The organism is Acinetobacter sp. WC-743 (assembly GCF_000335555.1).
GTDB classification, from domain to species: Bacteria; Pseudomonadota; Gammaproteobacteria; order Pseudomonadales; family Moraxellaceae; genus Acinetobacter; species Acinetobacter bereziniae.
On sequence record NZ_AMFQ01000101.1, the window covers coordinates 136068 to 162523 of the forward strand.

31 protein-coding genes are annotated in these 26456 nt (G+C 39.0%); 19 read left to right on the forward strand and 12 right to left on the reverse strand.

The window, feature by feature from the left end; all coding sequences use genetic code 11:
• Window positions 1–14 precede the first annotated feature (14 nt).
• From topA to ACINWC743_RS15995, 4 genes are all read left to right on the forward strand, one after another.
• The gene (gene topA / locus ACINWC743_RS15980; protein ID WP_005035632.1) at window positions 15–2657 is read left to right on the forward strand and encodes a type I DNA topoisomerase; all 2643 of its coding nucleotides are present in this window, start codon (window positions 15–17) and stop codon (window positions 2655–2657) included.
• 79 nt (window positions 2658–2736) lie between these two features.
• Window positions 2737–3531, forward strand: a complete 795-nt coding sequence (locus tag ACINWC743_RS15985; protein WP_004826644.1) for an NYN domain-containing protein — start codon at window positions 2737–2739, stop codon at window positions 3529–3531.
• 5 nt (window positions 3532–3536) lie between these two features.
• The gene (locus tag ACINWC743_RS15990; RefSeq protein ID WP_005035637.1) at window positions 3537–4295 is read left to right on the forward strand and encodes a hypothetical protein; all 759 of its coding nucleotides are present in this window, start codon (window positions 3537–3539) and stop codon (window positions 4293–4295) included.
• Between the two features lie 135 nt (window positions 4296–4430).
• Window positions 4431–4994, forward strand: a complete 564-nt coding sequence (locus ACINWC743_RS15995) for an HdeD family acid-resistance protein (RefSeq protein ID WP_035301284.1) — start codon at window positions 4431–4433, stop codon at window positions 4992–4994.
• Between the two features lie 135 nt (window positions 4995–5129).
• Here ACINWC743_RS15995 and ACINWC743_RS16000 read toward each other — a convergent pair whose 3' ends face one another.
• Window positions 5130–5582: a carboxymuconolactone decarboxylase family protein gene (locus ACINWC743_RS16000; protein WP_009586132.1), complete on the reverse strand. Its 453-nt coding sequence runs from the start codon at window positions 5580–5582 to the stop codon at window positions 5130–5132.
• 100 nt (window positions 5583–5682) lie between these two features.
• On the opposite strand from ACINWC743_RS16000, the gene ACINWC743_RS16005 reads away from it, so the two are divergent.
• From ACINWC743_RS16005 to ACINWC743_RS16030, 6 genes are all read left to right on the forward strand, one after another.
• Window positions 5683–6819 carry a glycerate kinase gene (locus tag ACINWC743_RS16005; RefSeq protein ID WP_009586076.1) on the forward strand — a complete coding sequence of 379 codons (1137 nt, stop codon included), beginning with the start codon at window positions 5683–5685 and terminating at the stop codon, window positions 6817–6819.
• A gap of 180 nt (window positions 6820–6999) precedes the next feature.
• On the forward strand, window positions 7000–8991 hold the full coding sequence (locus ACINWC743_RS16010) for an ATP-dependent helicase (protein WP_009586113.1): 1992 nt from the start codon (window positions 7000–7002) through the stop codon (window positions 8989–8991).
• An 85-nt stretch (window positions 8992–9076) separates the two neighbouring features.
• Window positions 9077–9328 carry an RNA recognition motif domain-containing protein gene (locus ACINWC743_RS16015; RefSeq protein ID WP_004826655.1) on the forward strand — a complete coding sequence of 84 codons (252 nt, stop codon included), beginning with the start codon at window positions 9077–9079 and terminating at the stop codon, window positions 9326–9328.
• Window positions 9329–9382: 54 nt separating this feature from the next.
• A complete protein-coding gene (locus tag ACINWC743_RS16020; protein WP_009586179.1) occupies window positions 9383–9745 on the forward strand; it encodes an ASCH domain-containing protein in 363 nt (120 codons plus the stop codon).
• An 82-nt stretch (window positions 9746–9827) separates the two neighbouring features.
• Window positions 9828–10331 (forward strand): DUF6586 family protein, encoded by a 504-nt coding sequence (locus ACINWC743_RS16025; protein WP_004826657.1) that lies wholly within the window; start codon window positions 9828–9830, stop codon window positions 10329–10331.
• A gap of 108 nt (window positions 10332–10439) precedes the next feature.
• Complete coding sequence (locus ACINWC743_RS16030; protein ID WP_004826658.1) at window positions 10440–10718, forward strand: hypothetical protein; 279 nt, start codon at window positions 10440–10442, stop codon at window positions 10716–10718.
• 90 nt (window positions 10719–10808) lie between these two features.
• Here ACINWC743_RS16030 and ACINWC743_RS16035 read toward each other — a convergent pair whose 3' ends face one another.
• The 4 genes from ACINWC743_RS16035 to ACINWC743_RS16050 form a co-directional block, all read right to left on the reverse strand.
• Window positions 10809–12527: a cation:proton antiporter gene (locus ACINWC743_RS16035; RefSeq protein WP_004826661.1), complete on the reverse strand. Its 1719-nt coding sequence runs from the start codon at window positions 12525–12527 to the stop codon at window positions 10809–10811.
• Window positions 12528–12709: 182 nt separating this feature from the next.
• Entirely contained in the window at window positions 12710–12865 is a 156-nt protein-coding gene (gene rpmG / locus ACINWC743_RS16040; RefSeq protein ID WP_003654787.1) for a 50S ribosomal protein L33, read from the reverse strand.
• 12 nt (window positions 12866–12877) lie between these two features.
• Window positions 12878–13114 carry a 50S ribosomal protein L28 gene (rpmB, locus tag ACINWC743_RS16045; protein ID WP_000048256.1) on the reverse strand — a complete coding sequence of 79 codons (237 nt, stop codon included), beginning with the start codon at window positions 13112–13114 and terminating at the stop codon, window positions 12878–12880.
• A gap of 165 nt (window positions 13115–13279) precedes the next feature.
• Window positions 13280–14728, reverse strand: coding sequence for a coniferyl aldehyde dehydrogenase (locus ACINWC743_RS16050; RefSeq protein ID WP_009586118.1), 1449 nt, complete (start codon window positions 14726–14728; stop codon window positions 13280–13282).
• A gap of 111 nt (window positions 14729–14839) precedes the next feature.
• Here ACINWC743_RS16050 and ACINWC743_RS16055 point away from each other — a divergent pair, with 111 nt between their 5' ends.
• The 5 genes from ACINWC743_RS16055 (at window position 14840) to ACINWC743_RS16075 (ending at window position 18573) form a co-directional block, all read left to right on the forward strand.
• Window positions 14840–15532 (forward strand): TetR/AcrR family transcriptional regulator, encoded by a 693-nt coding sequence (locus ACINWC743_RS16055; RefSeq protein ID WP_004826666.1) that lies wholly within the window; start codon window positions 14840–14842, stop codon window positions 15530–15532.
• 83 nt (window positions 15533–15615) lie between these two features.
• A complete protein-coding gene (gene purU / locus ACINWC743_RS16060; RefSeq protein ID WP_004826668.1) occupies window positions 15616–16482 on the forward strand; it encodes a formyltetrahydrofolate deformylase in 867 nt (288 codons plus the stop codon).
• 219 nt (window positions 16483–16701) lie between these two features.
• Complete coding sequence (locus tag ACINWC743_RS16065; protein WP_005035655.1) at window positions 16702–17517, forward strand: energy transducer TonB family protein; 816 nt, start codon at window positions 16702–16704, stop codon at window positions 17515–17517.
• Between the two features lie 28 nt (window positions 17518–17545).
• Window positions 17546–18169: a MotA/TolQ/ExbB proton channel family protein gene (locus ACINWC743_RS16070; RefSeq protein ID WP_004826672.1), complete on the forward strand. Its 624-nt coding sequence runs from the start codon at window positions 17546–17548 to the stop codon at window positions 18167–18169.
• Window positions 18169–18573, forward strand: a complete 405-nt coding sequence (locus tag ACINWC743_RS16075) for an ExbD/TolR family protein (RefSeq protein WP_004826673.1) — start codon at window positions 18169–18171, stop codon at window positions 18571–18573. Before ACINWC743_RS16070 ends, ACINWC743_RS16075 begins: the two co-directional genes overlap by 1 nt.
• Before the next feature lie 91 nt (window positions 18574–18664).
• Here ACINWC743_RS16075 and msrA read toward each other — a convergent pair whose 3' ends face one another.
• The 3 genes from msrA to ACINWC743_RS16090 form a co-directional block, all read right to left on the reverse strand.
• Entirely contained in the window at window positions 18665–19186 is a 522-nt protein-coding gene (gene msrA, locus ACINWC743_RS16080; RefSeq protein ID WP_009586139.1) for a peptide-methionine (S)-S-oxide reductase MsrA, read from the reverse strand.
• Between the two features lie 275 nt (window positions 19187–19461).
• Window positions 19462–19806, reverse strand: coding sequence for a hypothetical protein (locus tag ACINWC743_RS16085; RefSeq protein WP_009586098.1), 345 nt, complete (start codon window positions 19804–19806; stop codon window positions 19462–19464).
• 192 nt (window positions 19807–19998) lie between these two features.
• Window positions 19999–20337: a TIGR01244 family sulfur transferase gene (locus ACINWC743_RS16090; RefSeq protein ID WP_004826681.1), complete on the reverse strand. Its 339-nt coding sequence runs from the start codon at window positions 20335–20337 to the stop codon at window positions 19999–20001.
• Between the two features lie 126 nt (window positions 20338–20463).
• Here ACINWC743_RS16090 and ACINWC743_RS16095 point away from each other — a divergent pair, with 126 nt between their 5' ends.
• The 3 genes from ACINWC743_RS16095 (at window position 20464) to ACINWC743_RS16105 (ending at window position 22235) form a co-directional block, all read left to right on the forward strand.
• Window positions 20464–21360 (forward strand): alpha/beta hydrolase, encoded by an 897-nt coding sequence (locus ACINWC743_RS16095; protein WP_009586087.1) that lies wholly within the window; start codon window positions 20464–20466, stop codon window positions 21358–21360.
• Window positions 21361–21792 carry a thioredoxin TrxC gene (gene trxC / locus ACINWC743_RS16100; RefSeq protein WP_004826686.1) on the forward strand — a complete coding sequence of 144 codons (432 nt, stop codon included), beginning with the start codon at window positions 21361–21363 and terminating at the stop codon, window positions 21790–21792.
• A 74-nt stretch (window positions 21793–21866) separates the two neighbouring features.
• A complete protein-coding gene (locus ACINWC743_RS16105) occupies window positions 21867–22235 on the forward strand; it encodes an acyl-CoA thioesterase (RefSeq protein WP_181447883.1) in 369 nt (122 codons plus the stop codon).
• 73 nt (window positions 22236–22308) lie between these two features.
• Here ACINWC743_RS16105 and ACINWC743_RS16110 read toward each other — a convergent pair whose 3' ends face one another.
• From ACINWC743_RS16110 to ACINWC743_RS16120, 3 genes are all read right to left on the reverse strand, one after another.
• Window positions 22309–22824 carry a nuclear transport factor 2 family protein gene (locus ACINWC743_RS16110; protein WP_009586183.1) on the reverse strand — a complete coding sequence of 172 codons (516 nt, stop codon included), beginning with the start codon at window positions 22822–22824 and terminating at the stop codon, window positions 22309–22311.
• Between the two features lie 138 nt (window positions 22825–22962).
• Window positions 22963–23466 carry a DUF4442 domain-containing protein gene (locus ACINWC743_RS16115; protein WP_009586131.1) on the reverse strand — a complete coding sequence of 168 codons (504 nt, stop codon included), beginning with the start codon at window positions 23464–23466 and terminating at the stop codon, window positions 22963–22965.
• Window positions 23467–23494: 28 nt separating this feature from the next.
• Entirely contained in the window at window positions 23495–23983 is a 489-nt protein-coding gene (locus ACINWC743_RS16120; RefSeq protein WP_004826694.1) for a YajQ family cyclic di-GMP-binding protein, read from the reverse strand.
• A gap of 91 nt (window positions 23984–24074) precedes the next feature.
• On the opposite strand from ACINWC743_RS16120, the gene ACINWC743_RS16125 reads away from it, so the two are divergent.
• Window positions 24075–24389 carry a rhodanese-like domain-containing protein gene (locus ACINWC743_RS16125; protein ID WP_005035678.1) on the forward strand — a complete coding sequence of 105 codons (315 nt, stop codon included), beginning with the start codon at window positions 24075–24077 and terminating at the stop codon, window positions 24387–24389.
• Between the two features lie 41 nt (window positions 24390–24430).
• On the opposite strand, the gene ACINWC743_RS16130 is transcribed toward ACINWC743_RS16125, so the two are convergent.
• On the reverse strand, window positions 24431–26341 hold the full coding sequence (locus ACINWC743_RS16130; RefSeq protein ID WP_009586111.1) for a bifunctional tRNA (5-methylaminomethyl-2-thiouridine)(34)-methyltransferase MnmD/FAD-dependent 5-carboxymethylaminomethyl-2-thiouridine(34) oxidoreductase MnmC: 1911 nt from the start codon (window positions 26339–26341) through the stop codon (window positions 24431–24433).
• Window positions 26342–26456: the final 115 nt, after the last annotated feature.

The window sequence follows — 26456 nt, forward strand, 5'->3', positions numbered from 1 at the left end:
AACAGTGGTTTATTATGGCGAACGCTCCTCGGTCCACATCCAAAAGCACTACAGCAAAATCTCCTGATGCTGGAAAAAAGCGTGCATTAGTGATTGTGGAGTCGCCTGCAAAAGCGAAAACGATTAATAAATATTTAGGCTCAAATTACATTGTAAAGTCATCCGTAGGTCATGTCCGTGATTTACCTACAGGCGGCTCAAGTAAAACAGCAGAAAAAAAGCCAGCAACACGCACCAAGTTGACGGAAGATCAGAAGGCTGAAAAGGCACAATCCGCACTCGTCAATCGTATGGGTGTTGATCCAGAACATGGTTGGAAAGCTAAGTATGAAGTCCTTCCCGGCAAAGAGAATGTTGTTGCCGAACTCAAAAAGCTTGCCAAAGATGCAGATGAAATCTATCTCGCAACGGATTTGGATAGAGAAGGGGAAGCAATTGCTTGGCATTTGAGAGAAGTCATTGGTGGGGATGATAGCCGTTACCATCGTGTGGTTTTCAATGAAATTACCAAAAATGCCATCCAAGAAGCATTTAAACAGCCGACACGTCTAGATTTAAACCGAGTCAATGCGCAACAAGCTCGTCGTTTTCTAGACCGAGTTGTTGGCTTTATGGTTTCACCATTGTTATGGGAAAAAATTGCACGTGGTTTATCTGCGGGTCGCGTGCAATCTGTAGCTGTGAAATTGGTGGTGGAACGTGAACGTGAAATTCGTGCCTTTATTCCTGAAGAATATTGGCAAGTTTTTGCAGACACTAAATCTCAAAAAGATGAGATTCGCCTAGAAGCAGTGAAGCAAGCTGGTAAGACATTAAAATTACAGAATAAAGCACAAACTGATGCTTTGTTGAAAATTTTAAAAGATGCTGAATATAAAGTTGCCACTCGTGAAGATAAACCGACTAAGGTTAATCCAAGTGCGCCATATATCACTTCAACGCTACAACAAGCGGCAAGTACACGCTTAGGTTTCTCAGTAAAGAAAACCATGATGCTTGCACAACGTTTATATGAAGCTGGTTTTATTACCTATATGCGTACTGACTCAACATTTTTAAGTGATGATGCAGTCAGTATGGTGCGGCAGCACATTGAAACAGAGTTTGGTTCGAAATATTTACCTGCAAAAGCCAATCGCTATGGCAACAAGGCAAATGCACAAGAAGCCCATGAAGCAATTCGTCCTTCAAACGTTGGATTAAAAGGCGACAGCTTGGCTGGCGTTGAGCGTGATGCACAACGTTTATATGATTTAATTTGGCGTCAATTTGTTGCATGTCAAATGACACCTGCAGAGTATTTATCTTCAACAATTTTAGTGGATGCCAATGGCGTAGAGCTCAAAGCCAAAGGTCGTACTCTAGTTTTTGATGGTTTTACCAAAGTTCGTGGTCAAAACAAATCTGATGATGATGTTCTATTACCAGCAGTTAAAGTGGGTGAAATTTTAAAACTTGAGAAACTTGATCCTTCTCAACATTTCACTAAACCACCTGCACGTTTTACTGAAGCATCATTGGTCAAAGAATTGGAAAAACGTGGTATCGGTCGACCATCGACATATGCTGCGATTATTTCGACGATTCAAGATCGAGGCTATGTCAAGTTAGACAACCGCCGTCTTTTCGCTGAGAAGATGGGTGAAATTGTCACAGACCGTTTGGATGAGAACTTTAACAATCTAATGAATTACGCTTTTACAGCGGATTTAGAAGGTCAGTTGGATAAAGTTGCAGATGGTGAACGTAATTGGAAAGAGCTTCTTGATAGTTTCTATGGCGATTTTAAAAAGCGTTTAACCACAGCTCAAGGTGAGAATGGCATGCGCCGTAACTTACCTGTCGAAGTTGAGGATGTTCATTGTAAAGAATGCGAACGCCCAATGCAGATTCGTACAGGGACGACAGGTGTCTTTCTGGGGTGTTCAGGTTACAACTTACCTCCAAAAGAACGTTGTAAGGGCACGTTGAACCTAACGCCTGTCGAATCACTGGCAGCACTTTCCGATGATGATGGTGCTGAAACTGCCGATTTGATGTCGAAAAAACGCTGTCCAATTTGTGGTACTGCAATGGACAGCTATGTCATTGATGGTGGTCGAAAACTGCATATCTGTGGAAACAATCCAGACTGTGATGGTTATGAACTTGAAGAAGGTGAGTTCAAAATCAAGGGCTATGATGGTCCAACCATTCCTTGTGACAAGTGTGATGGTGAAATGCAGTTAAAAAATGGTCGGTTTGGTCCTTATTTTGCCTGTATGAGCTGTGATAATACCCGTAAAGTATTGAAGAATGGTCAACCTGCGCCACCACGTGTAGATCCAATCAAAATGGAACATTTACGTTCAACCAAACATGATGACTTCTTTGTTCTTCGTGATGGTGCTGCGGGTCTATTCTTGGCTGCAAGTAAGTTCCCGAAAGTACGTGAAACACGTGCACCTAAGGTTGCTGAATTGCGTTCTGTTGCAGATCAACTCGATCCAAAATATCAATTTATTTTGCAAGCACCTGATCAAGACCCAGATGGAAATCCGACATTGGTGAAATTCAGTCGTAAGAATCAAGCACAGTATATTGGTTCGGAAACACCTGAAGGTAAACAAACCAAGTGGTCCTTGGTTTACCAAGATGGAAAATGGGTTGAAGCCTAAGTTTTAATTACTCATAAAAATGCTCACAAAAGTGGGCATTTTTTATATCAATTATTATGGGAAGCGGTATGATAAATGAATGAATAAAAAACTAAAAATTGGGGATATTGTGGAAAATACTAAAAAATTTGCGGTTTTAATTGATGCTGATAATTCATCTGTGAACTCAATTTCGTCGGTATTGGAGGAAGTGGCAAAATATGGGATTGCCAGTGTAAAGCGTGTTTATGGGGATTGGAGCAGTGATTCTCTAAAAAAATGGAGAGAAGTCTTATTGCCGCATGCGATTACCCCTGTACAGCAATTTGCATATACCAGCGGTAAAGATGCTACAGATATGATTTTGATCATTGATGCGATGGATTTATTGTATGGTGGTGCATTGGATGGCTTTTGTATTGTGTCTAGTGATAGTGATTTTACCCCTTTGGCTTCAAGAATAAGGGAAAGTGGTTTAGTTGTTTATGGTTTTGGGCGTAAGAAAACACCTGAGCCATTTAAAAAAGCCTGTGATAAATTTATTTCGATTGAAAACTTGATTGCTGAAGAGAAAGAAGAAGAAAAACAAAGTACTGAAACTAAAAATAATGAAGATACCAAAAAACCTTCTCCAATCGACAAAGAAGAAACGAAAACACCCATTGATAAAGCCACTTTAAATTTGATTTATAAGGCGGTAAAAGACAACTCAGATGACAACGGTTGGGCATATCTAGGTTCTATTGGTACCTATTTAAGTACAGTAAAGCCAGATTTTGATACTCGTGATTATGGTTATACGAAGTTATCAGGACTGATAAAAGCTGTGGAAGTCTTTGAAACTAAAATAGAGGGGAGTCAAATGTTTCTTAAAAAGCGTAAAAAACAGAGCTAAATTCAATGTGGAAAAAACTTCGAATTGCAATTTTATTGATCATTCTGCTTATTGTAGGAATGAATGCTTGGCGAGATATGAATCAAGATTGGACAAAACCGATTGTGGTTTTACTCCATCCGATCAATGCAGATGGACAAGTCTCCACGTCTCATTATATACAGCAAATTTCTGTCGATGATTTACAAGAGATGACGCATTATTTGGCGCAGCAATCTCAACTTTTCCGTGGTCAAGCGCTATCTTTTCATTTTCAACTTGGGCGTGAATTAAATACTCTGCCGCCAAAGTTTCCTGAATCTTCAAGTATATTCAATACGATAATATGGAGTCTAAAGTTCAGGTTCTATGCATGGAACCAACATCAAGGAGTAGATGGAACGCCATCTGTGACCTTGTATTTGAATTATTATGATCCAAAGTTACAGAAAGTTTTAAAGCACTCAACTGCCTTAGAACGTGGGCGTATTGGCTCAGTCAACTTATTTGCCTCACCAAAGCAAAGTGCAAGTAATCAAGTTGTCTTAGTACATGAGTTATTACATACCTTTGGTGCGCAAGATAAATATGATTTATCGACAGGGCAGCCTCTTTATCCAACAGGTTATGCAAATCCTGAGCAACAACCACTTTACCCGCAACAGCGCGCAGAAATTATGGGCGGTTATATTCCACTTTCCCAAAGCAAAAGTAAAACCCCTGAACATTTGGAAGATACCATGATCAGTCGCTTAACTGCACAAGAGATGGGGTGGGTAAAATAGTATCTAGGGAATGCTGTTATTTTGTTGATTTCGTATAAAGGCAATATTTTATATGCTTTAGATGCAGATTTTATACAGACAAGATGCTGAATTAGATCAACAATCAAATCAATGAATAACAAACAAGAGAAGAATATGCGTACAGTCGGAAATGATTTAGTTCGTCACCAACTCCATGAAAACCGCAAATGGTATCTTTTACTTGGGGCATTGTTGGTCATCTTTGGATTGGTCTTATTGGCTTCATTGGGTATGGCAACACTTACAGTTGTCGTACTGTTTGGTGCGTTGATGATGATTGGTGGGGTTTTGCATCTTATCGCAGCATTTAAAATTTTTGATGGCGGGTTCCGCTGGCTTTGGGCATTGTTTGGTGTGCTGTATCTGATTGCTGGATATTATGCATTTAAGTCACCCGTGACTACCGCAGTGGTGCTTACCAATCTTCTGGCAATTGCTTTATTGATTGGTGGTTTTATTCGTATTTTTAATGCTTTTATGCTCAAGCCAATGTCTGGATGGGGATGGACATTATTTTCAGGTTTATTAACTTTGGCAACTGGGGCAATTATTCTGGCTTCACCAGATGCTCCTTTTTGGGTACTTGGATTATTCTTAGGCGTAGATATTTTATTTCAAGGAGTGAATTACCTGACTTTTGCCGCAGCAATTAAGCAGATTCCTCCTGTAAGTCACTAATTTAATCTTTGCTTCTAAAATAGATCAATAATAAAAAACGCCTGATGTATTACATCGGGCGTTTTTATTTTGCCGTTTCAATTGATGAAATTTGATCTTTTCAGGTACTTAATTTAAAAAATGAATGTTTACAACTTATTCAGGCGCAACACGATATTGACTAGAAATAGCAATGCGATTCCATGTGTTAATCACTATCCCAATCCATTCAATTGCAGTAATTTCAGCACTGGATAAATGTTGCGTTGCCTGCTCATAAGCTTGGTCAGGAAAATGATGCTGGGCAAGCAATGTGATTTCTTCAATTAAAATTAACGCTGCACGTTCTTTTTGATTAAAGTATTCGCTTTCACGCCAAGCACTGATCAGGGCGATACGATCAGTCGTCTCACCTGCTTTAACTGCATCTTGGGTATGCATGCGTACACAAAAAGCACATTGGTTGATTTGAGAAGCACGTAATTTCAATAAATGTGAAAAACCTATATCTAGTCCAGCTTGTTGAACTTTTTGCATAGATAAGTTTTCAAGTTCGATGACCGTTTTATAGAGTTCAGGGGCAGTTTTACCGAGATTTATACGTTGCATAATGATTATTTCTTGAGTGTTAATTTTTTCACTTCACAGTTTATTCGCTATAAAAAAATCGTTATGTTATTTTTTGAATATCACCAAAATAAATTTTCTCATGACTAAAGTTTTTGTTCTTGCTCCAGACTCATTTAAAGAAAGTATGACGGCTGAACAAGCCTGTTTTGCAATGCAACGCGGCATTGAAAAAGTCATTGCTAATGCGCAGTTTATTCATGTACCTATGGCTGATGGTGGTGAGGGAACCGTTGATGCTTTAGTCGCTGCTCGGGATGGTCGTAAAGTACATTTTGAAGTCACAGGTCCTTTGATTGGTCAAAATGTTCAAAGCTATTTAGGTTTAATTGATGATGGCAAAACAGCCGTTATTGAAATGGCGATGGCGAATGGTATTCACTTGATCGAAAAATCCCAACGTAATCCTTTAGTGACAACAACTATGGGTACAGGTGAAATGATCAAAGCAGCATTAGGGTTGGGTGTGTCTAAAATCATTATCGGTTTAGGGGGCAGTGTCACCAACGATGCAGGTGCAGGAATGGCACAAGCATTGGGAGTAAAATTTTTAGATAAAAATATGCACATTGTGAATGTTGGTGGTGGGCAACTGGAGCAAATTGAGAGCATTGATATTTCGCAATTGGACCATCGTTTAAAGCAGACTGAGATTATCATTGCCAGTGATGTGACTAATCCTTTGTGTGGAGCGTCTGGCGCTTCTTATGTGTTTGCCCCACAAAAAGGAGCAACACCAAAGATGGTTGAAAAACTTGATCAAAATTTAAAATATTTTGCGGAGTTGGTAAAACATCAATTAAATGTCGATGTTGCCGATGTACAGGGGGCGGGTGCAGCAGGTGGTTTAGGTTTTGGTCTGATGGTATTTACAGGTGCGAAAATACGTTCAGGCGTTGAGCTTGTGATTGAAGAAACTCAACTCGCTGAAAAAGTTGCGAAAGCTGATTATGTTTTGACTGGAGAAGGTGGTATGGATTTTCAGACCAAGTTCGGTAAAACCCCTTTTGGAGTGGCGCAAGTTGCTAAGAAGTTGAATAAACCAGTGATTGCTTTTGCTGGGTACGTGGGGCAAGGAATTGAGGAGTTATACACTGAGGGTTTCACTGCAATTTTTGCAATAGTTGATGGTGCTTGTGACTTACAAACAGCATTGAAGCAAGGTGAGAAAAATTTACAGCGTTGTTGTGAAAATGTGGCTCGCTTAATCAATCTATAGTGTTTCTAGATCGAGTAAATTTTGATTGTTTTTTATAGAGGTTGAATCTTTTATCTTCAATATTTCTCGATCTTCGATCCAGAGTAAAGCGTCAATTCACGACTTGATCATGAGCTTAAACTACATAATTTCATGATAGCTCTGCTAAACTAGCAGCCATCCATAAAATGATGAGTGAAAATGAGTTTAGCCAACCTGATCGATGAATTAAACCCTCAACAAAAACAAGCTGCTACGACTAAAAATAAGCATAGTCTAGTGCTTGCAGGGGCAGGTTGTGGCAAAACCAAAACTATTGTCGCTCGTGCGGCATACCTCATAGATCAAGGTATTCCTGCGAATCAAATTCAGATTTTGACCTTTACTCGTCGTTCTGCCAGTGAAATTGTAGCAAGAGTAGAGTTGGCATTGGGTGATCAGGCGAGAGGATTACGCGCTTCGACATTCCACACCTTTTGCATGTATCTACTGCGCCGTGCACCGAAAGCATTTGGTCTGGACCAGTTTTCAATCATTGATCGTGATGATCAATTGATGTTATTTCGTTTGATTCGGGGCAAGGATGATAAAAACAACCCGAATGCGTTACCCAAGCCACAACAACTTTGTGATTTATATTCTTTTGCTCGCAATACTCGTCAAAAACTCAGCTTAGCTTTAGAAAAACAGTTGCCTGAGTTTTTAGAATATAAAGATCAGATTGCTGAAATTATGAAAGAGTACGAAAGCCGTAAACGCACTCGTAGCTTTCTCGATTACGATGATATTCTGGCTGTTGTTGCATCGGCTTTGGCGCAATCGGAGGGATTGGTTGAGTATGTGGCAAGCCTATGTCAATACATGCTGGTTGATGAAATGCAGGATACCAATCCTTTGCAATGGGCGATTTTAGAACCGTTGAAAGAAAAAACCTCATTGTTTTGTGTCGGTGATGATGCACAATCTATTTATGGTTTTCGTGGTGCAGATTTTGAAAACATTCATCATTTCAAAGATCGAGTACCAGACGCAGAGATTTTCAAATTAGAAAAAAATTATCGATCTACTCAAGAGATTTTAGACCTCTCCAATTGGCTATTGGAGCAAAGCCCGATTCATTATGATAAAAAACTAGAAGCTTACCGAGGCGATGGTCTTAAACCACGTATGCATGTTTTTCCAAACGAGTTTGATGAAGCAAAGTGGATTGCAATCGACATTAAAGAACGTCATTTGTTGGAAGGCTCGGCATGGAATGATCATATGGTCTTGGTGCGTTCAGCTTTTGCTGCCAGACATATCGAAGCTGCATTTATTCAAGCCAATGTTCCATACCGGTTTATTGGTGGGATGAAATTACTTGAAACGGCACATGTCAAAGACTTATTGAGTTTATTGCGTGTGATTGCCAATCCGCTTGATGATATTGCTTGGATGCGTTTCTTAACCCTGTGGAATGGTGTAGGTGATGTCGGTGCAAGTAAGCTTGCTCAACAGCTGCTACTTGATCCTGATATTGAAAAAATTACGGATAAACTTGAGAAATTTGGGCGTATTCCAGATCATACCTTGTTGATCATGAAGCAAATGAGTGTGTTGAAAACTGAAGTTGAAGCTTGTGTTCGGCTTGGTGTTGAAGCAATTCTCAATCAGTTAGAAGAAAATTATGCTAAAAAGGACTGGCATAAACGCGTGGGTGATTTTGATCTTGTTAAACAGCTTGCCTCAAAACATAGCCAATTAAGTGAGTTTTTAGAAGAGTATGTGCTTGACCCTGTTTCAATTAGTGAGATCGAACGTCAGTCGCAAGATGATGTGGTAACACTGATTACGATTCATTCGGCAAAGGGAACTGAACAAAAAGTGTGTTATGTTGCCAATGTATCCGCAGGACAATATCCGCATGCACGCGCACAAGGTAATTTTGATGAAGTTGAGGAAGAACGCAGAGTTCTTTATGTGGCACTCACCCGTGCACAGAACGAATTGATTTTAACCAAGCAAAATTTAAACTTTTGGGCGCATCGTCAGACGGATGAACAAGGCAGAGAAATTGAAAGTTATTTCTTCAATGATTTAACTCGAAATTTATGTACAACAGAAACTCATTACAGACAACGAGAACAAACGGTTAAAAGTGCTTTAATCGAGCGGCAAGCGATTAATTTAGATTTTGGCATTGATCTGGATTAAACTATAGCAATCGTTTTTCATTCAAAAAGTAGGTAGGCGAGTGCTTTTTGATGTTTTTTGCCTCGTTTATATTTAAGGTTGTAAGATGAAAATTTTAGTTCGCAGTTTAGAACGCACTGTAACAGAAGCTGAATTATTAGAGTTGTTCCAACAATTTGGCACAGTGAAGTCTTGTACATTGGTGCTGGATGCAACCACAGGCAAATCAAAAGGTTTTGCTTTTGTTGAAATGCCACATGGCAGAGAAGCTGTAAAAGCGATCAAGGGTTTGAATACTTTGCGTTTACATGGTCATGGGATTCGTGTCAAAGCTGCTGAAGAAAAACCAGAAGCATAATTGGCAGATATTCTAAGGAGCATTTATTGCTCCTTTTTTATGGATTGAATAAAAATGGATAAATGTAAAAGAACATATCAGGCCTTATCTATTGTTGAGCCATTTGGTCGCTTTATTGCAGAAGGCCAAAAGAAAATGGAAATCCGCTCTTGGCAGCCTGAATCATTGCCACTTAAAGATTTAGTCATCGTTGAAAATAAAAATTACCTGACACAAGATGATGATGAGGAAATAGGGCGAGCCGTAGCCATCATTGATATTGAGTCAATTCATCCATGGACTGAAAGTGAACTCGCTTTGGCAATGGCTTCATATTGGGAAAAAGGCTATTGGGCATGGGTGATCAGTAATGTTCGTCCTATTGAAAAGTTGATTGAAGTACCAGCAAAACGGAAAATCTACGATATTGATATCTAACATGGATAAAATTCATTGTGATTTTTGTTCAATAAAGATTAAGCTAAGACTGTAACGAATGCCAAAATCTTAGGGAACTTTCATGTCACGTGTAGCTCGCTTTCATGCAGACCGTACCAATCAAAAACTTTATTTTGCTCGTCTTTCATGTATGCAGGCAGAGCAAACTGAAAATGTGCAGCAAGCTCAAGCTCAGCGTGAAGCAGCCGTATTTCATTTACATGGCGCAGTTCTGGCATTTTTACAGGAATTGGTTCGTTATTATCGCTTAAATGATTTGTCTCCTACGTTGAAGTCGATAGAAGAGAACATGGCAGCAAAAGGGCAAGTATCACCTGAAGTTTTGGTGATGCAAAAATTGGCAAAAGAAGGATTTATTGCTGAGCTTAAAAGAGCATATCGACTTTGCCAATATGCACCTGAACCGAGTGCGCCAGAACCTGAAGACGAGACATCTTCTAATTTAATTATTAAAGTGACACAAACACCACAAGCATGGTTGCCAGATACCAGAATTTTAAGAGAATGGCATCGTGATTTATCACAACTTATTGATGGTTTTCGTAATGAAATGGTTGAATTCTGATCTTTTTGATCAGATTCACTTGAAATTTTGTTTTAAATGACTATATAAAATATCTACAAGATGCAAAGTGCATTCAGTGCTTTGCCCCATGTTGAGCATGGAGGATTTATGTCTATCGAACAGTTAAAAGAGTTATTTGGGAATCAAGAAGCTATTTTGGAGTTAGTACAACTCGAAGGTGGTGAATTGGCATTGCGTAATGCAGGATCTGAAAAGGATCCATTGGTCACGATCCAATTTAATGAAGAAGTGAAAGCGTTATTGGGTGATCAAACACCAGCAATAGCTCAACAAATGATTCAAGCTGCATTATTCGCTTTACTTGAAAAGCAGGCGGATGAATGGCATGCGGAAGTTGTTGATGTGCAGCCGAAATATATGAGCTAAGGTTTGGTTTTCTAACATAATTAAAAAACGCACTTTAAAGTGCGTTTTCTTTGTCACATGTTTTAAATTTGCTGAAAGCTCATTTCAAATTCAATGCGTTGGTTCATGATGGTGTGCAATTTGAATTTGATTCAAAATATGATTGCTCATATTTTTCGCCATTTCCTCTTTTGCATAATAGACTTCACCAACATTGTCTTTGCGAATAACTTCTGCCTCTTCTTTATTTTCAGCACAAACCAAAACTTGAATTTCTGGATTTAGTAATTTTGCTGTGTCGACAATTTTATGAATATCGACAATATCCATCGGTGAAATAACCAATAGTCTTGCATGCTGAATATGCGCTTGAATAAGGACACTGGGTTCAGTGGCACGACCTGAAACCGCAGCAATACCTTTTTCACGTAAGTTTTCTACGATTTCACGATTTTCTTCTGCGATCACGACTTTAATACCATCTTCCATAAGTGTTTTGGTGATACGACGACCGACTTCACCATGACCGACAATCACCACTTGGTCACGCAAGTAAGCTTGATCGACTTCATCAGGAAGCATTGCCAAAGGGTCACCACTACGTTCAAGCAAGCGTGCTAAATGTGAGCGTTCACGAATCCAGCTCTGTACAGGCTCAATGGCTGAGAACAGGAATGAGTTTAGGGTAATCGAGAATAATGCACCTGCCAAAATCAAGTTTTGTGCTTCTGGACTGAGTAAACCAAGTGAGAGACCCAATGTGGCAAGAATAAATGAGAACTCACCAATTTGTGCCAAACTTGCACCAACAGTCAATGCAGTATTGATCGGGTAGCGGAAGAATAAAACTAACGCCATTGCTGCAAGTGTTTTACCAATCATGATGATGGCAATCACGGCTAAAATATGTAAAGGTTGTTCAATAATAATGCGCGGATCAAACAACATTCCCACAGAAACGAAGAAGAGGATTGAGAAAATTTCTCTTAATGGTAAGGTTTCTTCTTCTGCACGATGGCTAAAATCAGACTCTTTTACCACCATCCCCGCAAAGAATGCGCCTAATGCCATAGAGACGCCAAAGATCGCGTAAGAGCCATAAGCAATTGAAACTGCTGCTGCAACCACTGTTAAGGTAAAAAGCTCTCTAGAACCCAAACGAGCGACATATTGCATGATCATTGGAACAAGACGCTTACCAATAATGAGCATAAAGGCAATAAAGCCAGTGACTTTGAGTAGCGTGATGCCTAAAGTCATCCAAATGTTTTGATCTGACTCATGCCCTGCGATGGGATGTCCTCCCAAAAGTACTGCGGTTGCAGGAAGCAGAACCAAAACCAGTACCATGACCAGATCTTCGACCAATAACCAGCCGACTGCAATTTTACCATTGATCGAATCGAGTAAACCTTTATCACCCAAAGCTTTCAATAAAACCACGGTACTGGCACAAGATAAACTTAAACCAAAGACCAGTGCAGATCCAAAACTCCATCCCCAAAACATGGAAACAGCTATTCCCAACAAGGTTGCAACTGCGATTTGTAAAATTGCACCAGGTAAAGCAATTCTTCGAACTTGCATTAAATCATTGAGGGAAAAATGCATGCCTACACCAAACATCAAAAACATCACGCCTAATTCAGCAAGCTGATTGGCAAGTGTGATGTCTGCGACCACACCGGGTGTATTAGGACTAATAATAATCCCAGCAATAAGATAACCAATCAAAGGGGGAAGGCGTAAACGTGCAGCGATATAGCCAAAAATGAGGGCTATACCAAAGCCAACTGCAAGCAAAATAATCAGATCTACGTCATGAGGCACTAAATACTCCTTAATTTTTAGGAGAAATCATTCAAAAAATCATTTCTAGAAGGGTATGGCTCTGTGTGAAACCATAGAAAATGCACGAATAGTGCCAAATTTGTTGAAGATTTTAACAAGTTGAAGAAAAAAAAGGCAAAAAAAACGACCCAAATGGATCGTATTTTTTAAGAAAACTAAAATTATTTAATTTTAGCTTCTTTGAAGATAACGTGTTGACGGATTTTTGGATCAAATTTTTTGATTTCCATTTTTTCCGGCATAGTACGTTTGTTCTTAGTAGTGGTATAGAAATAACCTGTACCAGCAGTAGAAACTAGGCGAATTTTATCACGCATGGTTCAGACTCCTTAGATCTTTTGACCTTGAGCACGTAGGTCAGCAACAACCTTTTCAATGCCCAATTTGTCGATAATACGCATACCTTTAGTAGTTAGACGAAGACGTACGAAACGTTTTTCGCTTTCTAACCAGAAACGGTGGTGATGCAGGTTCGGCTCGAACCGGCGTTTAGTTTTGTTGTTGGCGTGTGAGACGTTGTTACCAACGACTGGACGCTTGCCGGTAACTTGGCAAACCTTAGACATGGTGTAACTCCATTGATTTAGCCAACAGCAAATCTGTATGGCCAGTCAAAATAAAACGGATTGAATTCATTCAAGGGGCGTTTTATACCAAAATTCCGCTTAAAAGACAAGCGGAATTCGTCAAAACGCAATCTGATCTATTGTGATAGATCATGCCTTGATCAGTTAGCGTAAGAAAGTTTTCTCTAAAATTTTATTTAGGGGTTTATCGTAAGGCGCTAAGATGAATTTTAAGCTGAATAGCTTAGGAATAGACATCACTGAACGCTCATGTGATAAACCAAAGAAACCTTCTGGGCCATGATATTTGCCCATACCCGAAGCACCTACGCCACCAAATGGTAGATCGTCTTGTGCAACATGGGTTAGAACGGCATTTTGACCGAAATGTCCTGAGTGAGTACGTTGGGAAACATATTCAGCACGAGCATTGTCAAAGTCGAAATAGTATAAAGCAAGTGGACGAGGTCTGCCATTAATAAAGTCAATCACATCGTCGATTTGATCATATTCCATGATTGGAAGGACTGGACCAAAAATTTCATTCTTCATAATGTCCATAGTCGGTAAGACACCTGTTAAGAATGTTGGGGCAATTTTTCGTACAGCGGTTAAATCCTCATGATTAGGATTAATCTCAGTGAATTGAGCACCTTGTTGACGCGCATCTTCTAAATACCCTTGGATACGATTGTATTGTTTATCATTAATGATGCTGGTGTAATCCTGATTGTCTCGCAAGGTTGGGTACATTGCTGTAGCGATTTCTTTAAATGAATCAATGAACTCAGCAGTTTTACCTTTAGGCAGGAACATATAGTCAGGTGCAACACAGGTTTGACCTGCATTCCAAAGCTTACCAAATGCAATTCGTTCAGCCACCAATTTTAAGTCGCTAGACGGATGTACAATCACTGGTGATTTACCACCCAGTTCAAGAATAACAGGCACAAGATTCTCTGCCGCTGCACTCATCACTGTTTTACCCACATTGGTAGAACCAGTAAAAATGATTTTATCGAAGGCTAAATGCGAAAAAGCATCAGAAATTTGTCCACCACCATTCACGACTGCAACCAACTCTTGTGGGAATGCTTCTGATAATGCATTTTCAAGCACATAACCAAATTGAGAAGATGAACTGGAAATCTTTAACATGGCATGATTACCAGCAGCCAAGGCGCAAATCAGCGGTCCAACTGACAGTAACAATGGGTAATTCCAAGGTGCGATAATTCCAATTACACCTAGAGGTTGATATTGCACCCAGGCTTTGCCTGGTTGGTGTAACATAGAGACATGGCGCTTAGATGGTTTCATCCATGCTGTTAAATGCTTGCTATAATATTTAATTTGCTCTAAACAGGTAAGTAGTTCACCGATTTTAGTTTCGCTGATTGAACGATTGCCGTAGTCTTGATTGATTGCATCTGCAAATTGATCTTGATATTTTACCAAAACTTTTTTCAAGCGAGCTAAACGTTCAATACGCTCTTTAGCTGTAGGAACAGGATAACGCTGATAAGCAGCTTTCTGTTGTTCAAGCAGATCGTGCATATGTTGAACTTCAGGTGAATAGGAAGTCATTGAATTTGTTTTTGTATGACTGTTCATGACAAACACCATTTACGAATAGGTTAATATAATATATTTTTTAGAGTAAATACTCTAAATAGTCAAGTCACTTTATGTTAGCTTGTGCTAACGGTTAAAAATGGTAATAGGATGTCAAGCTCCAAAACTTTGAAAACGAAAGATCGAATTTTGCAGATTAGTCTGCAACTTTTTAATGAACGCGGAGAGCGTGCAGTTACGACAAATCATATTGCTGCTGAGCTTGGGATTAGTCCTGGAAATTTGTATTATCATTTTCGAAATAAGCAAGAAATCATTAAAGAGTTGATGGAGCAATATCAAAAAGAAACATTAGATATGCTTTCATTACCCGATGACCGTAAAGTCAATGCAAATGATAAGATTCGTTATTTTCAAGTTTTGAGTAGCCAACTTTGGGAATATCGTTTCTTACATCGTGATGTTTATCACTTAATAGAAAATAATGATGATTTTAGAAAAATATATCCTCGTTTCGCTGGAAAAGTGATGCAGCAGGGACAAAAAATTTATCATGCCTTTGTTCAAGCGGGCTTGATGCAGATGACAGCTTCTGAAATTGAAGCGTTGATTATCAATATTTGGATTGTACTGACCAACTGGACAAACTTCCTTTATATGTCTGGGCATTTGAGTGATTCCAATCATTTGGATGAAAAATGGATTTGGCAGGCGTTACGTCAAATGGTGTTTTTGGAAGGTCCGTATTTGCGTGGTGAAAGCCGTGAAACCTATGAGCGCTTGTTGGAAAGTTTTGGTTCTTCAGAATTATTTGCAAGTTTATCGGCAGTAAAACACGATTGATGCCGAATCAAGATTGAAAGCTGCTAAAAAAGCGTTAGAATACTCGGCTGTTTTAAACTAATTTATAAGTGATATCCTTCAACATGAACATGACTACTGCCAACACAGCACGTCTACTGATTACTTGTGAAGACAAGCCAGGAATCGTGCAAGCTGTATCGAGCTTTTTGTATCATCAGGGCGCAAATATTACCGCGCTTGATCAATACGCAACTGAAGCTCAGGGCGGACGTTATTTCATGCGTGTTGAATTTGAACTTGACCATTTGCAATCTCGTCGTGAAAGTCTGATCCAAACTTTTGCAAGTAATGTTGCTGAACGCTATAGCATGCATTGGCGTTTAAGCTTGGTGAGCGATATTAAAAAAGTAGGTATCTTGGTCTCTAAAGTCGACCATGCTTTACTTGAGTTACTTTGGCGTCATTCACGTGGCGGTTTACATTGTGAAATCACACAAGTGGTTTCAAATCATGAAGATTTGCGTGAGTCAGTAGAGAACTTTGGTATTCCTTTCCATGTGGTTCCAGTCAATAAAGAAAATAAGCGTGAAGCGTATGCGCAAATTGATGAACTCATGCAAGGCAATGACTTGCTGGTGCTTGCACGCTATATGCAGATTCTTGATGAAGAGTTTGTACAAAAATGGGAAATGAAGGTGATTAATATTCATCATTCATTCTTACCTGCATTTGTCGGCGCTAATCCTTATAAACAAGCCTATGAAAAGGGTGTGAAGTTGATTGGTGCAACAGCCCATTATGTCACAGCTGATTTGGACCAAGGACCAATTATTGAGCAAGATGTAGAACGTGTAAATCACGATTTTACTGTTGAGCAATTACGTGAATTAGGTCAGGATGTTGAGCGTAATGTTTTGGCAAGAGCAGTCAAATGGCATCTTGAAGATCGTATTATTGTCGATGGCAACAAGACTGTTGTATTTCAATAATATGTGAATGTTGGTTAAATTTTTAAGATGAAAAAGGGATGCTTTAAGCATCCCTTTTTATTTTTTTATTTGTAAAAATGATAAAAAACGCAAAAAAAGCTGTTGCAAATGAAAACACTTCTCATTTATCATTGTTGCACTTTAATTGTTCTATCCGATGAGCTTAATCTGTAAATTGATTATTTTACAGTTTACTCAATTTTAGGTATTTAGATTCTTATGAGTCAGTCTTCCTCTGCACCACTTCAAACGCCTCCACCGATGAAGAAAAAAGTCCTTGCTGCAGTCTTAGCAGTTATTGTTGGGCATGTAGGTGTATTGTGGGGAATCAGTAATATGAAGGCTTTTGAATTACCTCAAATAAAGAAAGAACCTTTAAAAATCAAATTTTTAAAGCTCAAAGAAGATGCTCCACCACCGCCTCCACCTCCTGTTGAACAGATCAAGCCTAAAGTTAAACCTAAGCCGGTAGAGAAGAAAATCGAACCGAAACCGGTGGTTAAACCGAAAATCATTGAACAGAAAAAACCTGTTGTAAATGATGATCGTGCAAGAAAGCTTGAAGAGCAGAAACGTTTAGATGATCAAAAACGTTTAGAAGATCAGAAGCGTATGGATGAGCAAAAACGTCTAGATGAGCAAAAGCGTTTAGAAGATCAAAAACGTTTGGATCAACAGAAGCGTGAACAAGAGGAACGTGACCGTCAGCGTCGTGAGCAAGAACAAAGAAATACGCCACGTAATGTCAGTGACGGACAAGTGTCTTGGAATCGCAGTCCTCGAATTGCAAAAGACCAGTTACTTAAACTGATGTCACCTGAAGATGGTACAAAGGTTGTAAATCTTGAAATTACCGCAGATGCGAATGGAAATATTACCAATGTACGTGTGATCCAATCGAGTGGTAACTCAAGTTTAGACAGTTACGTTGTTAAACAGACACAATCTGCAAAATTTAAAGCCTACAAAGAAAATGGCACTGGTGTACCATTTAAAATTAGGCAGGATTTTGCGTTGTCAGTCTCTAAAAAATGATTTTTTTTAAGAATTAGGAAATGTGCATATGAACTTTTCAGTTTATTGGCAACATGCTGATGCGGTCAGTAAAACACTGTATTTCGTGTTATTGGCAATGTCTATTGCAACGTGGACTGTGTTCATTTTGCGTATTTTGGGCACGCGTCAACTCAAGCAGGTTGCTCAAGACCATCTCGCTCAAGCGTTGAGTGCATTAAAGGCAAAACTTGCACCACTTGGATTTGATCAACGTAAAGCAGTTGCAGAACAAGCTTTATTGCGTCAGATTTCAGTAGAGAAAGCCAATGCTGAAAAGGGTGTTTCTGTATTAGGTACGATTGCTTCACTGGCACCATTTGTGGGTTTATTTGGTACAGTATGGGGAATTTTCCATGCATTGGTTGCTGTCGGTAAAAGCGGTCAAGCAGGTTTAGCGCAAGTTGCAACACCTGTTGGTGAGGCGTTGATCATGACAGGGCTTGGTCTTGCAGTCGCAATTCCTGCTGTATTGGCGTATAACATCTGTGTACGTTTCAATCGCACTTTGTCAAATGAATTACAAGATCAAGCACATGGTTTATTGATTGATACGATGTTGCAGCAAGAATCTTCAACAAAAAAAGTTGAAGCTGAAGCAACAAATAAAGGTTTAGTTGGAGGTCAAGCTTAATGGCTTTTCAATTGGGAGAAGACAACGATTCTGGCATGAATGAGATGAATCTTATTCCGCTGATCGATATTATGTTGGTATTGATGATCATCTTCTTGGTGACAGCAACCGTTGCTAACCCATCGATACCGTTAACCTTACCGAAAACTACCGCTGAAGTGAATGCTCCACCTCCTGAAGCCATTACGATTAGTATTAATCAGCAAGGCGAAGTGGCTTGGAATGATCAAATCATTACTTTAGATGAATTATCAAAACGATTTGATGAAGCAGGACAAAAAGCTGTTAAACCAGCTGTTCAGCTAAGAGCCGATAAAGAGTCGCGTTATGATACTGTTGCACAAGTGATGTCACGTGCAAGTGAGGCAGGATTAAATGATCTTGCGTTTATGAGTGATAATTAATAAATAACAAGAAAATGATAATATTTTTTAAAACCTCCCAGATGGGAGGTTTTTTTATACGGATTTTAAACGCTTTAAATTTTAAAAAGACTTAATCTTTGAGTAAGTCTTGGAATTGGCTATGTAATTTGAGCAGTTTAGGAGGAATGGCAAAATTACAGTATCCCTGCGCAGGGTTTCGAGCAAAGAAGTTTTGATGATATTCTTCCGCAGGATGGAAGATTGGGGCTGGACTGAGTTCAGTGACAATATTTAGCCCATCTGCTTTGAGTTGCTCAATAAAGCTTTCAGACTCGACCTTTTGCTGTTCATTGAAATAATAAATGACAGAACGGTACTGTGTGCCAATATCATTGCCTTGACGGTTTAATGTGGTTGGATCATGTATTGCAAAAAATACAGTGAGCAATTGTTGATAGTTGATCTGTTGTTGATCGAAATCAATCAAAATCACTTCAGCATGATTGGTATCTCCATTGCAAATCGCCTCATAGGTAGGATTGGTTGTATGCCCACCAGCATAACCACTTACCACCTTTTGAACACCTTTAAGCTGTAAAAAAACGGCTTCTGTACACCAAAAACAGCCACCACCGAATAAAGCTTGTTGCATTGAGAAATCCTTTTATTATTGAATAGGAAAAAATATGATCTAAATGATCATAGCGTGAATGATGTGATAGTGTCATATCACTATTTCAGAATAGATAGTATTACAACCTGATTAAGTTGATCAGTCAGTGGAAATTGTAGCTAGATTTAACATCAAAAAAATATAAATAAATTGTCAAAGCTTATTGTATTCGTGTGAGTAAAAGACATTTGAAAAAATGCGCTCATAAAAAATTGATTTTATACCAACGAGGTTGTTAAGTTTTTTGTATTCGCTTAAATGCTGGGTGGAGTAGGAGAAAAATTAAGCTTTCCTTTATGAAAATATTTCTTTCCTTCAAAGGATAAATACGATGTGTAATCGTTATCAAGCATAAGAATGACTTTTTTTTCTGCATGTATTTTGTAGAAGAAATCAGATTCTTTATGCGTTGTAACTTTTATTATTATTCCATTGGGTAGAATCGCTTTAGCAGCTTGGATATCTGTTTTATATTTATATATATCAATACTTTCTTGATCTTCCCACCATGAAATAATAATTTCCATATTGTCAAAAGGGCTATACCAGAGCACTTCAATCGCCCCATAATCAACCCACACTGGTATGACGAATGACATTTTGTTCACCAACTATTTATTTTCTATATAACTAACATACGTCATTTTATGTGAAATTCTTAAATTTTATTTTTCATCAATATTTTAACTTAAGCCATTCCAGTATACTGAAATGGCTTTAATGATTTTCATATTCCAAAATTAATCAAGAAATAATGCTTCTCAATGATATTTGTTTCAATGAAACAATCTTTATTCGTCGTCTAATAAGTCCATTTGCTTGGCAATTTGGTAAAGATTATTTGAACGATTGCCTGTGCGACAGAACATAAGGACCGGCTTTGGAAGTTCATTAAAACGATTCGCAAACGTTCTGACATCGACTTCTGTAATTTGTCCTGCAACAACAGGTAAAAATACATAATCTAACCCAGCAGCACGTGCTGCTTCTTCGATCTGTGCGCTGGTAGGCTGTTCTGAACCACCCTCTAAATCAGGGCGGTTATTGATCACAGACTTAAACCCTTTCTCTGCAACTTGAGCAATATGTTCTGGACCTATTTGACCTGCGAAACCAACATTTTCACTCATTTCGTCACTCCTATATTATTTAAAATCAAATATGCTATATATAATAGCATTAAGCTCAGAACTGAGTTTGGACTACAAAAGATTTATAAAAGAAATATCTATAAAAGATAACGCAATGGAGTGTGTATGTACGCATATACAGTTGAACCACTGTATGTCCCGATCGGGCAAGAAGTTATAGCCGCAGATTTTTATCGTCCTAAAAACTTAAAGAAACCAGCTGTAATCATTATGGCACATGGCTTTGCTTGTCTCAGACAATTTAGACTGATTGCATATGCACAAAAATTTGCGCAAGCTGGTTATGCGGTTGTGCTCTTTGACTATCGTTTCTGGGGAGGGAGTACTGGCTTTCCCCGTGAACTGATTTCTTTACAAAATCAGATGGAAGATTGGAAAACGGTCGTTAATTATGTGGCAACACAAAAGAAAATAAATTCTAAGAAAATGGTGTTATGGGGGACATCGCTGAGTGGTGGTTATGTATTGAGCCTTGCCAGTGAACTTAAAAATGTTCAAGGGATCATGGTACAGGTACCTTATGTCGATGGGGCAGAAACGGCAAAATCATTCCCGATTCAGCAGCTTCCTAAAGCTTTAAAAATATCCAGTCAAGATTATATGGGGGCAAAAGTTGGGATGCTGCCACGTACCTTACCTGTCGTGCATCCCTATGATCTTTGCTTCATTCCAACCAAAGATAGCTACAGCGGTTATATGTCGATTGTACATCCCGATTATTTTTGGAGTGGTGAAGTTCCTGCACGTGTTTTCTTTAACTTAATTCGTTTTAGACCGATTCAGACAGTAAGAAGTATAAATATTCCAGTGTTATTTATTGCTTCTAAAAAAGACAGTTTTATCCCAATAGAATCTAGTCGAGAAACGGCGACGAACATAGCACCTTTTGTGCAATATCATGAGTGGGATATGGCGCATTTTGATATTTATCACGGGAAATGGTTGGAAAAAGCAATTTTGACCCAATTAGACTTTTTACACCAACATATAGGAGTGAGCTAGATGATTATCGTATGTCCATCATGTGGCGCAAAAAACCGTGTTCCTGAAGACAAGCTGAATGCGCAGCCGAGTTGTGGGCAATGCCATCAAAATCTTATACCACTTGCTCCAATTGAATTAAATGAACAGAATTTTAGTAATTTTGTGAGTCACAGTGACTTACCTATCCTGATAGATTTATGGGCAGAGTGGTGCGGTCCATGCAAAATGATGGCACCTCATTTTGCCCAAGTGGCGGGCAGTAATCCCAATGTGGTTTTTGCCAAAATTGATACAGAAGCCAACCCTCGTTTGAGTAGTGCATTTAATATTCGTAGCATACCAACCTTGGTTTTAATGAATAAAACCACAGAAGTTGCTAGAATTAGCGGTGCGTTACGGGCTAACCAATTACAAGAATGGTTAGATCAACAATTGAATGCCCTTAAGTAATTCACGGGCTCGGAGTTATTGTGTCAGATTCTCATGTAAAACCTGAAGGTACACTGTCTTTACAAACCATCGCAATGCCAGCGGATACAAACTGGAGTGGTGATGTTTTTGGTGGTTGGATTGTTTCACAAATGGACTTGGCTGGCGCTATTCATGCAGAACGTTTTAGTAAAGGGCGTTGTGCAACTATTTCGATTAATCAAATGACTTTCCTTGTTCCAGTGAAAGTGGGTGATGTGATTAGTTGTTATACCAAAATTTTAAAAGTGGGGAATACCTCCATTCAAATGCAGATTGAAGTGTGGGACAGTCACGACAGTTCACGTGCTGCCAAGCGTGTAACAGCAGGTGTATTCACTTTTGTTGCTGTAGACGTTACAGGGAATAAACGACAAATTCCTGAGGATGTCAAACAAAAGCACCTTGCATCACAAACAGTGTGATGGCTTCAAATTAAAAAATCCCAACATTGTTTGGGATTTTTTTTATGCGTTCGAACAGTACAGATTTGCTGTTTTAGAACATGGTGTTTTGATTGGCACTTGTCTCAGGAACGGGTTGTCGTACATCCCAGTGTTCAACAATCTTGCCATTTTCAACTCTAAAAATGTCGATAATCGCAACACCTCGATCTTGTGGATTCATTGTGGAATGAACATGCAGAAATACTAAATTTCCTTCAGCGACCGCACGTTTAATCACACTTTTTGCTTCCGGATTGTCTTGAAAATATTGGGTAAAGTAGTTCACAAATGGTGCTTTGCCGTCAGGAACACGTGGGTTGTGCTGAATATACTGTTCACCAATATAGCGATCAGCATAAGTTTTGACTTGGTGTTTCTGAAATACACCCTCATAAAAATCAGTCACAAGCGCTTTGTTCTGTTGTGCAAGCTGGTTTGCCGCCACGACTTTTGTGCTGTTGTTAGTGAGGTTAGAGTTGATTTGATTTTGGGCACATGCTGTTAAAAATAAAACAGGACTCAACATGAGCATCAATACAATTAATTTACGTGGGATATTGGATTTCATGATTATTCTCAATATTTCAAGATGATGTTTTAACATCATCTTGATGAATAAATATTGATGAATATAGTTGCCAATCGTCATTTATTATGGGGACTTTAGTAATTTTTATACTTACTTAAAAGTAAGTTTTATTTACATTTATTTATTTTTTAGGCGATCTTTAGATACCCATGCCCAAACCATTTGGCATTCTACAGGTTCTTTGCCTGATTCATCCATAATCGTAACTGGAACTAGGGTTTCACCCTTTTCAGACGTTTGCATTTCTAAAATTTGTTCAGGGCTAAGGGTAGCTGTTGCTGTCATGTCACCCTTAGATGGGCGTTTGTAGTCAATATGCATACTTTTGATCAATACAATTGAGCTATCAGGAACATTCATTCCTGTCACAAAACCTGTGGCTGTTTCTGCAATTAATGCCATCGCAACAGCGTGTAATTGACCAATATGATTTTGCATAGCGCGATGGTTTTTAATCTCCACCACCACTTTTGAAGAGCTGACCTCGAGGTATTTAATATTGGCTGTACCCACCATAGGGACAACTCGACCAAAGGCTTTACTCCAGAGCGTACTACGAATGCCTTTAGGGAATTTAGAAGTCGCTTTTACAAGTTTAGATAAACGATTGGTCTGAGTCATGTCTTAACCTATAGGGCTATTAAAGACTTTAGTCTTTGAAGTTGTTAAATTGTAAAGGTACACCGAACTGTTGTTCTTTTAAAAACGCCATAACTTGCTGTAATGTATCGCGCTTTTTATCCGTTACACGAATCTTGTCACCTTGGATAGAAGATTGCACTTTGACGCCGCTTTCTTTAATGGCTTTATTAATTTTTTTTGCGGTATCTGAGTCAAGTCCATCTTTGAGTTTGATCACTTGAATAACATTCTTACCTGAAGCCGTCATTTTTTGAGGATCAAGTGCTTGGATATCAACTTTACGTTTAAAGAAATGATTTTCAAGCATGCTATAAACCTGTTCACATTGGAAATCGCTTTCAGTTGAGATTTTAATCTCTTTGGCTTTTTCGTTGATCTCGATAGAAACATCCTGACCACGGAAGTCGAAGCGTGTAGCAATTTCTTTTTGGGTGTTTTGAACCGCATGATTGACTTCAAAAATCTCTAATTCTGAAACAATATCGAAAGATGGCATAGTTTAGACCTTTACAAATAGAAAGAATATCTGAGATGCTAGGGATGTTTTCTTCATTTGCCAAGTGTTGTTTACATCAAAGGAGTGCACAATGATCCGTAAATTAGAAATTACAACATTTGAGTTCCCAGAAGATGCCATTATCTGGGATGTTCGTGACGCAAAAGCCTTTGCTGAAGGTCATGTGAAAGGTGCTGTAAATCAGCCCATCGATAGCCTAAGTGCAGAGAGCTTGACTCAAGTGAATTCGGATCAGTCCATCTACATCTTATGTGGTGGTGGAAGTAAGGCACCTCGTGCTGCTGAAAAATTAGAAAGTTTAGATGGTTCTCGCGATTATGTCGTGCTTATGGGCGGTACTCGTGCTGCACGTGATGCAGGCTTACCATTAGAACAAGGTTCGTAAAAAAGCGCCGAAAGGCGCTTTTTTATTGTCAGTAGATGTGATTAACGATCAACATGATTTGGCTTGAAGTATGGTTTCTTTGGTTTTAGTTTTTTATTGAAACGTTTGATATCCAATTTTCTCAAAAGCGTTTCTGGCACAGGGCAAGCTTCATTTAAAATCATTGCAATCAAAACTTCACTACACAGCGGTGCAAATAAAAAGCCTTTAGAACCCAGTCCTGAAAAAGTATAAATTTCTTTGTCTTTCTCAACTTTTCCGAGTAATGGGAAATAATCCAAACTCTGCGCACGTACGGATGCACGACCATGCCATTCTGCAACAGGTGCGAGCCTTTCTGCATATTGTGGAAATACACTGTGGATAAGATCATAGTTATGCACATGGTCTTCCGCTAATACTTCAGTATCATCTCGATTAGGATAAAAAGAAGCGCCTAAGATCAACTGTTGATCATCAAGTTGCATGCAATAACCGCCGTAGCTATAAGCATGTTTGGGATTGAGTTTGTGTTGACTGTTGTTGAGCCAACTCACTTGCCCACGGATGGGTTTAAGTATGGGAAAGTTTTCAAAAAAATGTTGGCTGTCTTTGGCACAGCAAACAATCACATGGTCAAAGTCGCCCAGAGGGCTATGCTGATGATCGAATAAGGTCAGTCGCTGAACATTTGTTTGAGTAATATTTTCGATTTTGGCATGTTTTAATTGAATCAACGGATGTTCAAGAATTTGATCTTTGAGTTGTTGCGGATAGACTGAACCTGCTTGAGTCAACTGCAAACTTTTGTATTGAGTGTGCAGATCGAGTTGTTCTGCTGTTTGTGCTTTAAGTAAATCTTGAGGATATTCACTCGCTAAGTGAAGCAATTCATCCGGATTTTTTTGTGCCAGTTGCTGAACGGCAATCGGACGAAAGGCACTAAAATTTTGATAATGATTAAGCGCATATTGCCAAGCTAAGGTCATTAAATGTTCTGAACTCTGCTCAATCGGGCTGAGTTTTGGATTGAGCAATGCCAAGGGATTACCAGATGCACCTGATAATGGGGCAGATTGCTCGTAAATCGTAACTTGATGTCCACGTTGAGCTAAACCCCATGCACAACTTAAACCCGCAATTCCTGCGCCAATAATCGCAATTTGACGTTGATCAAAATGATCTGTTGAGGTGGGATGAATGTGTAGTTGTTGTTCTTGGCTTTGTTCTGCAATGGTCTCAGGCGCATTCCAAATCGCTTTTAACATCTCGCGTTTATGTCCAAAACCACGTGGACGTGAAATGGTGATACCGTGTTGTGTTAAACCGCGCTTAAGCACGCCTGCTACACTGAATGAGGCAAATGTTGTTCCTATGTCAGAAAGTCTGATGAGATTGTTTAAAACATTGGCTTCCCACATGTCAGGATTGCATGAAGGCGCAAAACCATCTAAAAACCATGCATTGACGGGATGGGTTTTTGCAATAAGGGGAAAGACATCATGTGCATCACCTAACCAAAGATCAATTGAAAATCGGGCTTCAGGAAAGTTTAAACGATGGCATCCTGCAATTGGTAAGAGGTACTGTTCAATCAGTTGTTGTGAAAAACCTTTTAGCTCAGACCAGACTGCTAAAGCACGAATTAAATCTTGCTTAGACAGTGGGAACTTTTCGACGCTGATGACGTGTAAGTGACTATGATTATCGGGACGAACCTGTTGCCAAAGTTGCCATAAGGCGAGAATATTGAGCCCTGTACCAAAACCTGTCTCACCTACACAAAAATACTCAAAATCACGCAAAGCCCCTAGTCTGGTTTCAAGGTCATTGCCATTCAAAAAAACATGTCGTGTTTCTAGTAGTCCATTGTCTTTTGAAAAATAGACATCACCAAATTGTTTTGAAATTGGAACTTCAATTCCATCAACACATTGCCAGTCTAAGTCGGCAGTTTGAATGGCATTTGACAACGTGAATTACCTTTTAATGATTGAGATGTGGAGAACGCTTGAAATTATTCATATTCAAAACGATAGAGCATTATGATGCCAACAGATCATGGAGATTTACAACACTTGATTTGAC

Coding starts and splice junctions, on each gene's coding strand:
- trxC (WP_004826686.1), top strand. CDS start 21,361: ATGATTATCGTATGTCCATCATGTGGCGCAAAAAACCGTGTTCCTGAA.
- ACINWC743_RS15985 (WP_004826644.1), top strand. CDS start 2,737: ATGAATAAAAAACTAAAAATTGGGGATATTGTGGAAAATACTAAAAAA.
- ACINWC743_RS16005 (WP_009586076.1), top strand. CDS start 5,683: ATGACTAAAGTTTTTGTTCTTGCTCCAGACTCATTTAAAGAAAGTATG.
- ACINWC743_RS16095 (WP_009586087.1), top strand. CDS start 20,464: ATGTACGCATATACAGTTGAACCACTGTATGTCCCGATCGGGCAAGAA.
- rpmB (WP_000048256.1), bottom strand. CDS start 13,114: ATGTCTAAGGTTTGCCAAGTTACCGGCAAGCGTCCAGTCGTTGGTAAC.
- ACINWC743_RS16120 (WP_004826694.1), bottom strand. CDS start 23,983: ATGCCATCTTTCGATATTGTTTCAGAATTAGAGATTTTTGAAGTCAAT.
- ACINWC743_RS16070 (WP_004826672.1), top strand. CDS start 17,546: ATGAACTTTTCAGTTTATTGGCAACATGCTGATGCGGTCAGTAAAACA.
- ACINWC743_RS16075 (WP_004826673.1), top strand. CDS start 18,169: ATGGCTTTTCAATTGGGAGAAGACAACGATTCTGGCATGAATGAGATG.
- ACINWC743_RS16015 (WP_004826655.1), top strand. CDS start 9,077: ATGAAAATTTTAGTTCGCAGTTTAGAACGCACTGTAACAGAAGCTGAA.
- topA (WP_005035632.1), top strand. CDS start 15: ATGGCGAACGCTCCTCGGTCCACATCCAAAAGCACTACAGCAAAATCT.
- ACINWC743_RS16115 (WP_009586131.1), bottom strand. CDS start 23,466: ATGACTCAGACCAATCGTTTATCTAAACTTGTAAAAGCGACTTCTAAA.
- ACINWC743_RS16065 (WP_005035655.1), top strand. CDS start 16,702: ATGAGTCAGTCTTCCTCTGCACCACTTCAAACGCCTCCACCGATGAAG.
- ACINWC743_RS15995 (WP_035301284.1), top strand. CDS start 4,431: ATGCGTACAGTCGGAAATGATTTAGTTCGTCACCAACTCCATGAAAAC.
- ACINWC743_RS16020 (WP_009586179.1), top strand. CDS start 9,383: ATGGATAAATGTAAAAGAACATATCAGGCCTTATCTATTGTTGAGCCA.
- ACINWC743_RS16090 (WP_004826681.1), bottom strand. CDS start 20,337: ATGAGTGAAAATGTTGGTTTCGCAGGTCAAATAGGTCCAGAACATATT.
- ACINWC743_RS16010 (WP_009586113.1), top strand. CDS start 7,000: ATGAGTTTAGCCAACCTGATCGATGAATTAAACCCTCAACAAAAACAA.
- ACINWC743_RS16050 (WP_009586118.1), bottom strand. CDS start 14,728: ATGAACAGTCATACAAAAACAAATTCAATGACTTCCTATTCACCTGAA.
- ACINWC743_RS16030 (WP_004826658.1), top strand. CDS start 10,440: ATGTCTATCGAACAGTTAAAAGAGTTATTTGGGAATCAAGAAGCTATT.
- msrA (WP_009586139.1), bottom strand. CDS start 19,186: ATGCAACAAGCTTTATTCGGTGGTGGCTGTTTTTGGTGTACAGAAGCC.
- purU (WP_004826668.1), top strand. CDS start 15,616: ATGAACATGACTACTGCCAACACAGCACGTCTACTGATTACTTGTGAA.
- ACINWC743_RS16085 (WP_009586098.1), bottom strand. CDS start 19,806: ATGTCATTCGTCATACCAGTGTGGGTTGATTATGGGGCGATTGAAGTG.
- ACINWC743_RS16000 (WP_009586132.1), bottom strand. CDS start 5,582: ATGCAACGTATAAATCTCGGTAAAACTGCCCCTGAACTCTATAAAACG.
- ACINWC743_RS16125 (WP_005035678.1), top strand. CDS start 24,075: ATGATCCGTAAATTAGAAATTACAACATTTGAGTTCCCAGAAGATGCC.
- ACINWC743_RS16055 (WP_004826666.1), top strand. CDS start 14,840: ATGTCAAGCTCCAAAACTTTGAAAACGAAAGATCGAATTTTGCAGATT.
- rpmG (WP_003654787.1), bottom strand. CDS start 12,865: ATGCGTGATAAAATTCGCCTAGTTTCTACTGCTGGTACAGGTTATTTC.
- ACINWC743_RS16025 (WP_004826657.1), top strand. CDS start 9,828: ATGTCACGTGTAGCTCGCTTTCATGCAGACCGTACCAATCAAAAACTT.
- ACINWC743_RS15990 (WP_005035637.1), top strand. CDS start 3,537: ATGTGGAAAAAACTTCGAATTGCAATTTTATTGATCATTCTGCTTATT.
- ACINWC743_RS16105 (WP_181447883.1), top strand. CDS start 21,867: ATGCCAGCGGATACAAACTGGAGTGGTGATGTTTTTGGTGGTTGGATT.
- ACINWC743_RS16110 (WP_009586183.1), bottom strand. CDS start 22,824: ATGAAATCCAATATCCCACGTAAATTAATTGTATTGATGCTCATGTTG.